We start from the raw sequence: 12,037 nt of genomic DNA, 5'->3' as shown, positions 1-12,037 counted from the left end.
AGCTAGGTGGATAGACTCTACTAGAGGTTTTGACGTGGAGCCTAAATATAGCACTTATGAGCAAAGGGTAAAAACTACACCCGTTAATAGAGGTGAATGGAGTAGCGAACGAGCAGAATCGTTATTTATCTCTGATAAGACTGGAGAAATCAAAAAATATCTTGATGAGGCTGGTGTTGACGGAGTTGAGTACAAAAATGGAATGCCAGATTTTTCTCCATTTTCCAAAGGAAAAATTAAATTAGAAAACATGACTAATGATAGAAAATCAAATTTTTCAACTGCTGATGAAGAATTGGCTAAAAAGTGGAGTACACCGGATCAAAAATGGACAGCAGAAGATATAGCTGATTGGAGAGAAGATAATAAATATACTTGGCATGAACTTAATGACTTGGAAACAATACAATTGGTGCCAAGTAAAATCAATAGTGTTTTTAAACATTTGGGTGGAATTGGCGAATATAATATAAAAGTTAAGTTAGGAGAATAATTAGGAATGACAATGATTAATGATGATTTATTTGGCAAACTTGAATATAAAAATAACTTTTGGAGAGGAAAAACAACTATTAGAATGTTTGATTTGGAAAAAGAAATACTATTAAGTGTTGATGCACATGAAAGTGCTGATTTTTCAAATGTACAGAGAGAGGCATTTCTTCATTTTACTGAAGATATGAAAAATATAATAAATGAGGCAGAAAAGCAAATATATGATTACTATAATGAAAACTATGAAGAGTATAGAGAGATGTTAGGAAGTGATTCAGAAGCAGACAATTTTGCTTCAAAAATTGATTCTATCTCAGATTTAAAAAAATTAGTGAAGCCAACTGAATTAATTGTAAGAAGAGTAAGGAAGAATGGAAAAAGAAGACTTGGTTTACTTTGCGATGTCTCTTGGAATATTGAAAATGGATTAGGAATAAAAATTGAAGATGAAATTGTAGAAGAAGTAGGTTATCAAGATATTGTACTATAAAGTTTTGGTGACAGGCACCCACACAATTCTGACAATAAGCTACAATTAAAGTCTTTAATTTTTACAAAGATTGAAGGCTTTTTAAATTCGAATTATTTTAATTGGATTCATTATCATTTCAGTGGGATGTCATTAATGGAGATGCCAAGTCACGCGCACAATGGATATCCTACGCATTAGGAACCCTCGGATTATCCGCAGTGGGCACCAAAGGATTAGGCACTGTAACGAAGACAGGAATGACCACAGTCAAAGCCACTGCTAAAGTAGGCGTCCACAAAGTAAAAGGCGCAGCCGAAAAAGTCCCGACGCTCGACCTGTATCCCTATGCGCCTCAACACCAATTAGCGGGTGTGAACGCAGGTATTGTGCCTTATAATACGGTGAATAGCGTTGGCTTGAGGATCAGTTGATTTCTATGGCGAAGGTGGAAAGTAAGGGAAGTGGTGCGGTTACTAAGGGTATTGTTAAACCTGTATCAAATATGAATGAGTTTTTTGATATGGAATTTGGAAAAATAATAAGTAATTCCTTATCAAAATCAAAAGTAAAGTATGATGGACAATCAATTGATAAGGTGGAAAAGAAAACTGATAACCAATATCTGAAAAAGGGTTATGGAGTTTATCTTGACGCATTACACAAAGACCATTTGGAAGTAATAGATAAGACAGGGAATGTGAAATACGTATTGAATTTAGATGGTACTTTAAATCCTGACAAGACTAAGAAAGCACTTGGACGAGTAGTTAAGGAGTGGAAATAAAAGTGGAGGAATTTATATGGATAAGAAGTTAGAAGGAATATTGGACATACTAGATAAACTTAATTCAAATATTAATATTGTAAATAAAGAAGATTTAGATGAACAGTACGAGAACCTTGAGGATTTTAGGGTGTTAACTAGAGATTTAGATATTATATTAAACAATTTTGGTTCATTAGATATGAACAATGGTGATGAAATAGAGAAAATGTTATTTGAACTTCATAGAATTCTAACGACGTTTGAATGGCATTTCTCAGAAATCAGTGATTTAAACACAATAATTTTAAAAGTTTATAAAGACAAAATCAATAACGTCTAGTAATGAGAAGCCTTAAAGTTCAAGTGAAGTTCAAGTGACAGGCACCCACACAATTATCTGTAGTGGGCACCAAAGGATTAGGCGCTGTAACGAAGACAGGAATGACCACAGTCAAAGCCACTGCTAAAGTAGGCGTCCACAAAGTAAAAGGCGCAGCCCAAAAAATCCCGACGCTCGACCTGTATCCGTATGCGCCCCAACACCAATTAGTTGGTGTGAACGTGAACGCAGGGGGTGTGCCTTATAATACGGTGAATAGCGTTCGCTTGAGAGATCAGTTGATTTCTAAAGCACAAAAAGTTTCTAATACAAGCAGAGTATCATTCACAGGAAAAAGCATATCAGTACCATGGTTGGGTGAAAAATACAATGCTGTCGAAATAAAAGGGAAAGTTAAAGCTAAGGGTAAAATAAAAGATATCGATAGAAGGGTTTATACACTAAAAGATTTAGATATAAATCAAATGACTGAAGCGGGAAAAACAAATTTAGAATTAATGAAGGATGGGAATGCACCATTTGCAAAGGATGGATCCCAAATTAATCTACATCATCTACTTCAGGAAGAGCCAGGTTCTATGGTAGAGATACCTGGAAGTCTGCATCAAGAATATAGTAAGATATTACATGGTCTAAAAGAAAATGGAGAAAGCTTTAGGAATAATCTAATTTTGAAAGCTCAATATAACAATTTTCGGTTAAGATATTGGAAATGGAGAGCGAAACAATTTGAAATAGAAAACAAATGAGGTGAATTATATGGACTTTATCACTGTCGAGAAATTTATCGAAGAATTTCGTAAAGAAAAAGATTTTACTGGAGGTATTGATGAGGAAAAGATTAATTTCATTGAAAGACAGCTTAATGTTATATTACCTAAAAGTTACAAGTGGTTTTTAAGAAAATATGGGTCAGGTGGAATTTTTGGTGTACAAATAATAGGATATAATTTTGGAGGAGCGGCAGTAGTAAAGACTACAGAAAACTATCGAAAATTTTATGGCTTAAATGATGGGATTGTAGTAATTGTTGATGTAGATGCTTTCGCATATTGTTTAGACACCAATAAGATGAATAACGGTGAATGTCCGGTAATATCATGGGATGTTGATAGCGGAAGTTATGACTCTGAAGAAGCTAGCAATTTTTTAGAGTTTTTTTGGAATTATTTAAACGAAATGAAAGAAAACTGGGAGGAAGATGAAAAAGATCGGTGATGAAGTTCAAGTGACAGGCACCCACACAGTGAAATGGTATGGACCTGAACCAAAAAGTGAATGAACGAAAAAGACCAGGTACTCATTTAAATGTGAGTCCTGGTCTTCTGTTTTTTAATAAAGTAAATTATCTTTCTGCTTATTTCAATGTTTACCACTTGAGGCATACTTTTTAAATAAAAATCTTATGAGTAAAACTAGACCTGCTGTAAAAACAATAAGAACTGTCGTCGCTACCATATCCACTTTCACTCCTTCCCAATTTCTAATACAATTTATGCTTTAGCTTTAATGGTTAATGTTTTACCACTAACACTAGCTTTTAAATAAACATTTAAACTAAACAACCCTGTGTATATTGTAGCAGTTGCACTATACTCAGCCTTTTTTGAAGTATGAGTAAAAGAAGTATCACTTAAAGAGTAACCAAATGAAGAAACGCTTAGATCGTATGCATCTAAAATTTTCGTACTAGAACTAGTACGTTTTACTTTAATATGATAAGACATATTTACAGCACCCGAATACCAATAAATATGCCATTTTGATGTACCGCTCGGAAGAGTTTCTGTAGAAAGTGGCATAATTACTCCTTCATTATCTTCTAATTCAGGTTCTGCACCAAATGTAACTTTTGTACCATTTTCATCAACATATGTACTTTCTTGTGTATTACCATTTGATAAATCAATTTTAATTTCTGAATCCTGATCTGTGACAAGTTCATTTTCATCATTAGTTTTTGCTGATGCTAATAGATCTGGTGACAATAATGTTATCCCTACTGCAAAACTTAATGCTACAACAAATAATTTTATAAATTTTTTCAAAATCATAACTGCATCTCCATTTCTTTTATTATTTATTTATAATACCACATATCATAAATATATAATAGGTTTTTCCATAAATGTATATAGTGGAAAACTTGAACCAAAAGACTAGGTGCTCATTTAAAATGTGAGTCCTAGTCTTTTTTCGTTCATATGTATTTCTAAATGCTTTCAAGCACTTCAATGATCTTCCTTTTCAACTTTCGCAATTCCTCGATAACGTCCGTCGCTGGCAAAGTACTCTCCTCCACCACTAAAAAAATGGAATAGGCTTAGAAAGTGAATAAGGGATTATTAACACACATAAAAAGGCAGTCTTTTCTGACTGCCTTTTTCGCTAAATAAATTAAATTATCCCATTGTAGCTTTAATTACACTATACGTACCACTACCATAAAGTCTTACTACAATATGTGTACTGTACTCAACAGGTGCATATTTTAAAGCTCTAAATTTTCCAGTGCTTGATATTTCAACGACACTTTTATCTAGTCTCGTAGCTTTTGTCTTATCTGATTTACCGTAGAGGGGACCGTATAAGGTTGCATCATAAGTGTATTTACCTACTTTACCCGAACCCCACAAAAAGTTTCCAGATAGTTCGTGCGAAAAGTTAAATCCAGCAGTATTCTTTAATATTGCACGATAAGACCTATTTTGTTTTGCTGAACTTGCTGTACTTTGGATGCTGTTTGTATCTATCAAACTGAATGGTTCTTTAAAGCCCGAGTCTTCAGTTTTAAACGATAAACATACTGGTTCATCTTGAAAACTTACATTACCATATACAGTTATATCTGTTTCCCCTTGATCTAATTTTTCGTTCACTTGTTTTCTTAAATCTTCTAACACTGTATTCATTTCATTTATTTGATCGGGTGTCAAAATTTGTGCATCTTCAGATTCAGCAGCGAAAGCTGTTGAATCGAATATGCCAAATGATACAGATGAAAAGATGGATACAAATGCTAATGTTACAATCATTAAAACTTTCTTCATTACAATTACCTCCGTTTACAAAATATGTTATAGTACTATTTAAGGGTAATACTATTTACTTCAAAAGTAAACCATTTTTGAGAATAAAAGGAGGATAACATGTTACAAACATTCTTTATTACACTCATTTTGATGTTAATCCTGAACATCGTTGGGCAAAAACTCATCATTAATTCTAATGATATTGATTATAAGAGATTTTCATTAATCACATTAATTCAGACTATTATCATTTCAGTACTTCTTGTATATGTTTTTTAAATTACCTTACAATAAATAAGCCCCTCTACCAGACAAACGGCAGAAGGGCTTATTTTATACTTTTTCAACATATTCCTTATTGGCAGTGATAAACAATCCGGATTTCGTTTTTAAGCGATATACCGATCCACAGCACACCACGTCCACAATCGTAAAGACTTCTCCTTTTTTCAGCTTGTGGATCTTTTTAGAGCCACTAAATTTCACTCCGTCATATGCTCCACAATTTTTTTTAATCCTGTATAAACCTGTGCCACTTTTATAGTAAGAAGACGTTTTATTTTTAGCTTTACTAGCTTTTGTCACTTTTTTCTTGTATCCAAGTTCCTCTGCAATCACTTTGGCAATTGCTTGACATAGATTTTTAAAGTTTTTATGATAGGCAGCTGCATCTTTCTCACTTGTTACAAAACACACCTCTAATAAAATGGCTGGCTTTAAAGTATTACGAAGGAAATATCAAGTTTTAGGTGCCTGTCCCCAAAACTATTCAGACAATAATAGAATACAATTTAAGTTATAAAATTCCCCTTTCGCAAGTATAGAGATTGGGGGATTTTTTAATTTTATATGGCTGATAGGTCATTGAAACATATTGAAGAAAAAGTTCATTGATTTAATTACAATCAAAGTAAAGATATAGAATAATTATCCAATGATGTGTCGAATATGCAAAGCTACATAGATGGCATCTAATCGCAGATGAAGAGTGGGAAGCTACAGCTAGAAAATTATACAAGCGGCACATTAAGCGAGTACAAGATCGAATAATTGCTTTTAGAAAATGCCTATCTAGAGATTCTAATGAGTTTAAAAACAGCCATATCTATATTGTTTGACAAAATACCCGTTGGGGTATAAATTAGTTTGTGAAGATGGTTATTTAAAAGAAGATATGCACTCAATAAGTTGATTTTTCTCATTAAAATAAAAGGTAAATAGCAATCAGTTTAATTAGAAAAAATGAGGGACTTGGACTTAGCCATTTTCGTATATAAGAAAAGGGGGAGAAATTCCATATGTTATTACGTTATTTTTATGATGAAAAGTTAGCACATGCTTCGTATATGGTTGGATGTCAAAAAGCTGGTGAGGCAGTAATAGTTGATCCAATGCGTAATGTTGAACCATATATTGAATTAGCCAAAAAAGAAAACATGAAAATTGTAGGTTCTCTTGAAACACATATACACGCTGATTTTGTAACAGGTTCTCGAGAATTAGCGGATCGTTTTGATGCAACCATGTACATTTCTGACGAAGGAGATGAAAACTGGAAATATCAAAATTTAGAAGGTATTTCACATAAACTATTAAAAGATGGTGATCAATTTAAAATTGGCAATCTACTTTTTGAAACAATGCATACACCAGGTCATACGCCAGAAAGTATTTCATTTTTATTAACAGATCGAGGTGGCAAAGCTGACAAGCCAATGGGGATCTTCACTGGCGACTTCGTATTCGTAGGTGATGTCGGTCGTCCGGATTTACTTGAAAAAGCAGCCGGTATAGCTGGGACTGCAGATGTTGGTGCAAAAGCAATGTACAAATCAATTGAACGCTTTAAAGCACTACCAGATTACTTGCAAGTATAGCCTGCTCACGGTGCAGGTAATGCATGTGGTAAAGCATTAGGGGCAATACCATCTTCAACTGTTGGTTATGAAAAACAATTCAACTGGGCCCTGCAATATGATAATGAGGCAGATTTCATCAAAGATTTATTAGACGGTCAACCAGAACCGCCATACTACTTTGCTGTGATGAAATCAGTCAATAAAGTTGGCATCAAATTAATAAAAAATTTACCAGAAGTAAAAGTAATAGAGTCTTACAAACAACTACAAACACTGATTGCAGAGGGCAACCAAGTAATTGATACTCGTCCATCTGATGTATATGCAAAAGGTTTTATTGCTGGTACAGTAAACATTCCATTCAATAATTCTTTTACAAACTGGTCTGATGGATTGTAGAGTATAAAGAACCGCTTTACCTATTAGCAAAACCGGAACAAATGAAAGATATATTAATCGCTTTACGTTCAATCGGTATCGATTATGTGTTAGGTTATGCAGATGTGGATTCAGTGATGGAACAAGCTGAAAAATTAGACAGCTATGAAAATGTAACACCACTTGAAGCAAAAGAAATATTAGAAAAAGAAAATGCTGAATTGATCGACGTACGCAACTTAACAGAATTTAATGAAGTCATATCGAAGGTGCTAAACATATCATGGTTGGGACATTGAAGAATCGACTAAGCGAAGTACCTGCAGACAAAAAGTAATCCTTCAATGTCAGGCTGGTGGATGTTCAGCAATTGCTATTAGCTTGTTAAAAGCAAAAGGTTTTGAAAATGTAGTAAACATGACAGGTGGATACAGCCAATGGGTTTGAGACATTCAATGATTTTATAATAAAATATGATGAGAAGGCTGGAACATAACCTTCTTAAAAATAAATAGGTCGTATGAAATCAAATTTATAACCCTTGTTTTCATACGGTTTTATTTTCAAAATTAATACTAACATCAATTAGTTACTAACTTGTACCTTATCTACTTTTTTATATTAAAATAACGCTTGAATTATCGAGAAAACGGATTGAAATCTTCATTTTTGACTTAATGGTTTTTGTTTGATACGGTCGAGTTATAGGGTTTGTATAGGAGGCAATCAAATGGATAGGCAAGCTTTTCAAATCATCCTTAATTATTTATCAGATGGCGTTATTTTAATGGATGAACAACGTAGCATTTACTATTTAAATCAAAAAGCAAAAGATTTAACCGGCTGGCATATAGGTGGACTTGTACCTTATTGTTCTTATTGTCGGATTCGAGAAGTTCAGCCTGGAGAACAGCGTTGTATATTAGCATTAGATAATCCCCTTCCTCTGTTCCAAGCGCATATGCCTACCTATGAAGGTGTGGATGAATCATTAGAAATGAGTTCGTCGCGTATTGAAATTGAGGATGAATCTTATATTATTCTTACTGTTCGTGATCCTAAATGGAATATGGAAAAAGAGAAGAATAAGATTAAAAGGCTGCTTGTCCATGATACCTTAAGAGTTCAAGAGGAAACTCAAAAACGCTTGACCCAAGAATTACATGATCATATCGGTCAAAGTGTATATAGTGTATTTTTAGGTTTGCAAGGATTAAAAGGGGCGACGATAAATGACAGGTATCAGAAACATCTGCAATTATTAGACCATACTCTACAGCAAACAATGGAAGATATTAAGCGCTTATCCAAACAACTTCGACCGGTTATTATCGATCAATTAGGGATCAAACAAGCTCTGCAGGATAGCGTTAAGGATTGGGAATATATTTATAAAATTGCGATTGCCTTACATATAGAAGATATCGCCATGATAGATAAGGAGAAAGAATTGCATATTTATCGTATTATCCAGGAGGCTGTTCGAAATGCAGTCAAACACGGACAAGCTACAGCTATCGATATTTCTTTTAAAGTGGAGGCAGATACACTTTATTTTAAAATAGAAGACAATGGAAAAGGGTTTAATGTGTTGGCATCTAAAAAGAATGGATTCGGTCTTTATCATATGATCGAGAGAATGGAAATGATTGGTGGCAAAATCGATTGGGAAAGTAATATAGAAGAGGGGACGAAAGTAATAGGCTCGATTAAGTTAAAGGAGAAATGACAGATGAAGATGTTAATTGTAGATGATCATCCAGTCGTAAGAGATGGATTAGCATTTTTGTTAGAAGATTTGTTTGAAATTGAAGAAACACATTTCGCTGAGGATGGAAGAGAGGCAATTGTGAAAGCTCTGAATCATCCATTCGATCTGATTTTACTTGATTTATCAATGCCTGAGGGAATGGATGGTATGCAAGCGATTGGGGAGCTACGTCGGATTCTCCCACACGCTAAAATCGTTATATTTTCCATGTATGATGAAGAGGTATATCAACGAAAAGCCTATGAAGCTAGTGCAGATGGCTATTTGATCAAGCAGCTAAAGCGAGATGAATTAGTGGAACAATTAAAAAAGATTATTCATGGTGAAAAATTGTTTGCCAATCAACAAATTGTAGAAAAAGATGGAAAAGTGATAAACGATAAAAAAACGCCATGGGATCTTCCTTTAACTCAACGTGAAAAAGATGTGTTTATCTTAACAGTATTTGGCAATTCTCAAAAAGAGATTGCTGAAAAATTGGGAATCTCCGTTCGTACAGTAGAAAATCATCGAAGAAATATAAGTAACAAACTGGGTAATTCTAAACGAAGCTATTGGATTGAGTTCGCTAAACAATACAATCTCTTAGATATCTATTAGAAGGTAGATTCTAAAAATCCTTATAATAGGATCAATACCATAAAGCAAGGATCTATATAAAAAATATGAACATTTATTATGAACTGTTTCGTTTCTCACGTGGGACATCTAATTGGAAGTTTTTCACGTTTTACTCACCAATATGTCTGAGATTAATATTTAGATTTGGGTGCCTTTTCACGGATTTTATCCAAACATATACTTATAATGAAACACGTGCGTTGATTTTATAAAAATTAGGAATTACTTGGTGCAATTTTTGAAAAATCCTGTATTTTCAGGACCATTTATAAAGATCTTCGCTGCGGCTTGCTCGAGTCCTCGAAAATGCAAGCATTTTCTTCGTGCGGTGTTGATTCAGGAAGTCCATTCAATGTCACCATTAAAATCAGTCAGCATTAAATGGCCCAATTTTTCAAGAAGAACATGATTTGTAAAATTGATTCATTTGAATAATGATTTTTCATCATACATAAAATGCGAAAGAACACATTAACTCATGTTTTCAATGTCGCCTTATGGTTGTTTGAAGTGGGAGGATTGTTCAAGTCTTCGAAAATGTATACTCGTTCACTTTGTCAGTGTTAATTAAGGAAGCAAATTCAACATTCCATAAGAAAGCAAGCTGTTGCGGGGATCAATGAAGTAGCTATATTTTGAGGATAAGATGATATAATGAATTGCCTATTTTTTATGTTGAAAACAGATTTTTATGTTGAACCATAAATAAAGAACATAATCATTGACTAATTGTTTCTGTCATTATAATATACCCATATAGGTATATTATAAATTGAAAGGGTGAATCTTCATGAACGATATTACAGTTTATACAACGAGTACATGTCCATATTGCACGATGCTTAAAAATTATTTAAACAGTGTGGGTCTTCCTTATAGAGAGGTTAATGTTCAATTAGACCAAAACGCTGCAGCAAAACTTGTGCAAGCTACTGGACAGCTTGGTGTGCCTCAAACAAACATTAATGGACACTGGGTACTAGGATTTGATCCAGACTCTATTAAATTATATGTAGAGTAGGGGAAAGATCTAGCTTTCTTTTTATATAGTCATCAATCTTTAGAGGAAAGTATGTGACACTTAGTCATCATTTAATCATAAAGAATACCCCAGCTTGAGTTAGCGGCTCATGATGGGGTATATTTCTCTTAATAAGCCCATCCTTTTGAAGGAATCGACTATTATATTGACCGTGCGATGCGAAACCATTAACGTTTTTCGATATTTATTTGGGATAATTTGGTATGTATCTTACTTTTAGAGTTACAAGCGACGCGTTAGGATGGACAATAGGAACTGTTTGAGTTAATTCACGAATCTGCTTGTACCATCAATGCATTTTTGGATCGTGGAATCACAGTTGATTTTAACATCTGACATATTTCCGTTTGAAACCTAGTTTTCCTCTTTCAACCTCTTTTTGAATACTTTCAGAGGCGGAAATCGTTTTTTTCTTGCCTGTATGGTTTATCTCAACAGGGCCTATAGCATTCGCTGTTTCCACTGCTTTTTCATGTAGCGGCACATATGAAATGCCCACTGTGTAAACAAAATTGTTCATAGCTGATTTTGTTCTGTTAGGAGAATGATGAATCGTCTTTTTTACTTGATCAAGCATATTGGCAATTTTTGTGGTACTAAATTCACTATCTGCTCGATTTCCTAATAGCCAGCAATAACAGCTCCAACCCGCTGACATTTTGAGTTCTTCACCACTTGCGATCCATTGATCAGCAACCTCTTGTGCAATGTCTGTTTCAGCCAAAGTGACAGCAACCACAAAATCGGACAGCATATAAAAATAAGCGCCATCTATCCAACGTTCAAAATCTTCCATAGTCATCACCGATGGATCTGCAATCATCCCAGCAAAATACATAGCATCATAGTTGCCTGTGGCATATAATTGCTCTGCTAATGGTTGATTTTTCTTGATTTTTTTGAACAATGGCTTCATAGCACCAGTAGCCACCCCAAACAATGGTTCATGTGCGCCATTACGTATATATGTTTTTTTCGCTCGTTCTTTTCCAAGTTGTTCAAACTCCTGCATCACCATTTCCACATCCATCATTTTCACATCCAATTTTTCTAATATATAGTTCATTGTAACAATTTCATTTAAAAAGGCCTACTGATTTATAAATGAATCAATTTCATAATGCAAAATCCAGATGAAAAACACGAACATTTCTAATCAACATGAACGTTAATATTCAGAAGTTTTTGTTCCACTCCAGACGGCGCTTTCCACGGGCTTGGCTTCAATCTCCTCGTCACTACGTTACTGCGGGGCTTTCAG

The 12,037-nt window shown here is 34.2% G+C and carries 17 protein-coding genes and 1 pseudogene; 14 read left to right on the top strand and 4 right to left on the bottom strand.

The annotated features are described in order from the left end of the window. Nucleotides 1-34: 34 nt before the first annotated feature. The 7 genes and pseudogenes from FEZ13_RS05610 to FEZ13_RS05580 all read left to right on the top strand — a co-directional run bounded on the left by FEZ13_RS05610 (nucleotide 35) and on the right by FEZ13_RS05580 (nucleotide 3,291). On the top strand, nucleotides 35-493 hold the full coding sequence (locus FEZ13_RS05610; RefSeq protein ID WP_255473055.1) for an HNH endonuclease: 459 nt from the start codon (nucleotides 35-37) through the stop codon (nucleotides 491-493). 6 nt (nucleotides 494-499) lie between these two features. After that, nucleotides 500-985, top strand: a complete 486-nt coding sequence (locus tag FEZ13_RS05605; RefSeq protein ID WP_146551792.1) for a DUF6985 domain-containing protein — start codon at nucleotides 500-502, stop codon at nucleotides 983-985. A 101-nt stretch (nucleotides 986-1,086) separates the two neighbouring features. Continuing rightward, nucleotides 1,087-1,398, top strand: a complete 312-nt coding sequence (locus FEZ13_RS05600) for a hypothetical protein (protein WP_146551791.1) — start codon at nucleotides 1,087-1,089, stop codon at nucleotides 1,396-1,398. A gap of 5 nt (nucleotides 1,399-1,403) precedes the next feature. Beyond that, nucleotides 1,404-1,751 (top strand): hypothetical protein, encoded by a 348-nt coding sequence (locus FEZ13_RS19955; RefSeq protein WP_255473054.1) that lies wholly within the window; start codon nucleotides 1,404-1,406, stop codon nucleotides 1,749-1,751. Between the two features lie 16 nt (nucleotides 1,752-1,767). Beyond that, nucleotides 1,768-2,073: a hypothetical protein gene (locus tag FEZ13_RS05590; RefSeq protein ID WP_146548947.1), complete on the top strand. Its 306-nt coding sequence runs from the start codon at nucleotides 1,768-1,770 to the stop codon at nucleotides 2,071-2,073. 53 nt (nucleotides 2,074-2,126) lie between these two features. Continuing rightward, nucleotides 2,127-2,822, top strand: a pseudogene (locus FEZ13_RS05585) (HNH/ENDO VII family nuclease); the annotation flags it as partial. Nucleotides 2,823-2,832: 10 nt separating this feature from the next. After that, complete coding sequence (locus tag FEZ13_RS05580) at nucleotides 2,833-3,291, top strand: SMI1/KNR4 family protein (RefSeq protein WP_146551789.1); 459 nt, start codon at nucleotides 2,833-2,835, stop codon at nucleotides 3,289-3,291. Between the two features lie 275 nt (nucleotides 3,292-3,566). Here FEZ13_RS05580 and FEZ13_RS05575 read toward each other — a convergent pair whose 3' ends face one another. From FEZ13_RS05575 to FEZ13_RS05565, 3 genes are all read right to left on the bottom strand, one after another. Then, nucleotides 3,567-4,127: a DUF5626 family protein gene (locus tag FEZ13_RS05575; RefSeq protein ID WP_146551788.1), complete on the bottom strand. Its 561-nt coding sequence runs from the start codon at nucleotides 4,125-4,127 to the stop codon at nucleotides 3,567-3,569. Between the two features lie 348 nt (nucleotides 4,128-4,475). Further along, complete coding sequence (locus tag FEZ13_RS05570; protein WP_146551787.1) at nucleotides 4,476-5,123, bottom strand: hypothetical protein; 648 nt, start codon at nucleotides 5,121-5,123, stop codon at nucleotides 4,476-4,478. Nucleotides 5,124-5,438: 315 nt separating this feature from the next. After that, nucleotides 5,439-5,801: a DUF5776 domain-containing protein gene (locus FEZ13_RS05565; RefSeq protein WP_146551786.1), complete on the bottom strand. Its 363-nt coding sequence runs from the start codon at nucleotides 5,799-5,801 to the stop codon at nucleotides 5,439-5,441. Nucleotides 5,802-6,403: 602 nt separating this feature from the next. On the opposite strand from FEZ13_RS05565, the gene FEZ13_RS20425 reads away from it, so the two are divergent. The 7 genes from FEZ13_RS20425 to FEZ13_RS05545 all read left to right on the top strand — a co-directional run bounded on the left by FEZ13_RS20425 (nucleotide 6,404) and on the right by FEZ13_RS05545 (nucleotide 10,755). Continuing rightward, a complete protein-coding gene (locus FEZ13_RS20425) occupies nucleotides 6,404-6,982 on the top strand; it encodes an MBL fold metallo-hydrolase (protein WP_370467623.1) in 579 nt (192 codons plus the stop codon). A gap of 168 nt (nucleotides 6,983-7,150) precedes the next feature. Then, the gene (locus FEZ13_RS20420) at nucleotides 7,151-7,363 is read left to right on the top strand and encodes a rhodanese-like domain-containing protein (protein WP_370467622.1); all 213 of its coding nucleotides are present in this window, start codon (nucleotides 7,151-7,153) and stop codon (nucleotides 7,361-7,363) included. A 41-nt stretch (nucleotides 7,364-7,404) separates the two neighbouring features. Continuing rightward, the gene (locus FEZ13_RS20415) at nucleotides 7,405-7,641 is read left to right on the top strand and encodes a hypothetical protein (protein WP_370467621.1); all 237 of its coding nucleotides are present in this window, start codon (nucleotides 7,405-7,407) and stop codon (nucleotides 7,639-7,641) included. Further along, complete coding sequence (locus FEZ13_RS20410; RefSeq protein ID WP_370467680.1) at nucleotides 7,637-7,789, top strand: rhodanese-like domain-containing protein; 153 nt, start codon at nucleotides 7,637-7,639, stop codon at nucleotides 7,787-7,789. The genes FEZ13_RS20415 and FEZ13_RS20410 overlap by 5 nt, the downstream gene beginning before the upstream one ends. 283 nt (nucleotides 7,790-8,072) lie before the next feature. After that, a complete protein-coding gene (locus tag FEZ13_RS05555) occupies nucleotides 8,073-9,071 on the top strand; it encodes a sensor histidine kinase (protein ID WP_146551785.1) in 999 nt (332 codons plus the stop codon). A gap of 3 nt (nucleotides 9,072-9,074) precedes the next feature. Then, nucleotides 9,075-9,713 (top strand): response regulator transcription factor, encoded by a 639-nt coding sequence (locus tag FEZ13_RS05550; RefSeq protein WP_146551784.1) that lies wholly within the window; start codon nucleotides 9,075-9,077, stop codon nucleotides 9,711-9,713. 811 nt (nucleotides 9,714-10,524) lie between these two features. Continuing rightward, entirely contained in the window at nucleotides 10,525-10,755 is a 231-nt protein-coding gene (locus tag FEZ13_RS05545; protein ID WP_146551783.1) for a glutaredoxin family protein, read from the top strand. A 346-nt stretch (nucleotides 10,756-11,101) separates the two neighbouring features. Here the strand turns inward: FEZ13_RS05545 and FEZ13_RS05540 are convergent, their stop codons facing one another. Continuing rightward, the gene (locus FEZ13_RS05540) at nucleotides 11,102-11,806 is read right to left on the bottom strand and encodes a DNA alkylation repair protein (RefSeq protein WP_146552751.1); all 705 of its coding nucleotides are present in this window, start codon (nucleotides 11,804-11,806) and stop codon (nucleotides 11,102-11,104) included. Nucleotides 11,807-12,037: the final 231 nt, after the last annotated feature.

Origin of the sequence: Rummeliibacillus sp. SL167 (genome assembly GCF_007896505.1) — a bacterium.
Classification (GTDB): Bacteria; Bacillota; Bacilli; order Bacillales_A; family Planococcaceae; genus Rummeliibacillus; species Rummeliibacillus suwonensis.
Note: the sequence above shows the minus strand (reverse complement) of the source record. Positions and strands in the feature narration are given on the sequence as shown.

Coding starts and splice junctions, on each gene's coding strand:
- FEZ13_RS05590 (WP_146548947.1), top strand. CDS start 1,768: ATGGATAAGAAGTTAGAAGGAATATTGGACATACTAGATAAACTTAAT.
- FEZ13_RS05555 (WP_146551785.1), top strand. CDS start 8,073: ATGGATAGGCAAGCTTTTCAAATCATCCTTAATTATTTATCAGATGGC.
- FEZ13_RS19955 (WP_255473054.1), top strand. CDS start 1,404: ATGGCGAAGGTGGAAAGTAAGGGAAGTGGTGCGGTTACTAAGGGTATT.
- FEZ13_RS20415 (WP_370467621.1), top strand. CDS start 7,405: ATGAAAGATATATTAATCGCTTTACGTTCAATCGGTATCGATTATGTG.
- FEZ13_RS05580 (WP_146551789.1), top strand. CDS start 2,833: ATGGACTTTATCACTGTCGAGAAATTTATCGAAGAATTTCGTAAAGAA.
- FEZ13_RS05570 (WP_146551787.1), bottom strand. CDS start 5,123: ATGAAGAAAGTTTTAATGATTGTAACATTAGCATTTGTATCCATCTTT.
- FEZ13_RS05540 (WP_146552751.1), bottom strand. CDS start 11,806: ATGGATGTGGAAATGGTGATGCAGGAGTTTGAACAACTTGGAAAAGAA.
- FEZ13_RS05605 (WP_146551792.1), top strand. CDS start 500: ATGACAATGATTAATGATGATTTATTTGGCAAACTTGAATATAAAAAT.
- FEZ13_RS20425 (WP_370467623.1), top strand. CDS start 6,404: ATGTTATTACGTTATTTTTATGATGAAAAGTTAGCACATGCTTCGTAT.
- FEZ13_RS05545 (WP_146551783.1), top strand. CDS start 10,525: ATGAACGATATTACAGTTTATACAACGAGTACATGTCCATATTGCACG.
- FEZ13_RS05575 (WP_146551788.1), bottom strand. CDS start 4,127: ATGATTTTGAAAAAATTTATAAAATTATTTGTTGTAGCATTAAGTTTT.
- FEZ13_RS20420 (WP_370467622.1), top strand. CDS start 7,151: ATGAAATCAGTCAATAAAGTTGGCATCAAATTAATAAAAAATTTACCA.
- FEZ13_RS05550 (WP_146551784.1), top strand. CDS start 9,075: ATGAAGATGTTAATTGTAGATGATCATCCAGTCGTAAGAGATGGATTA.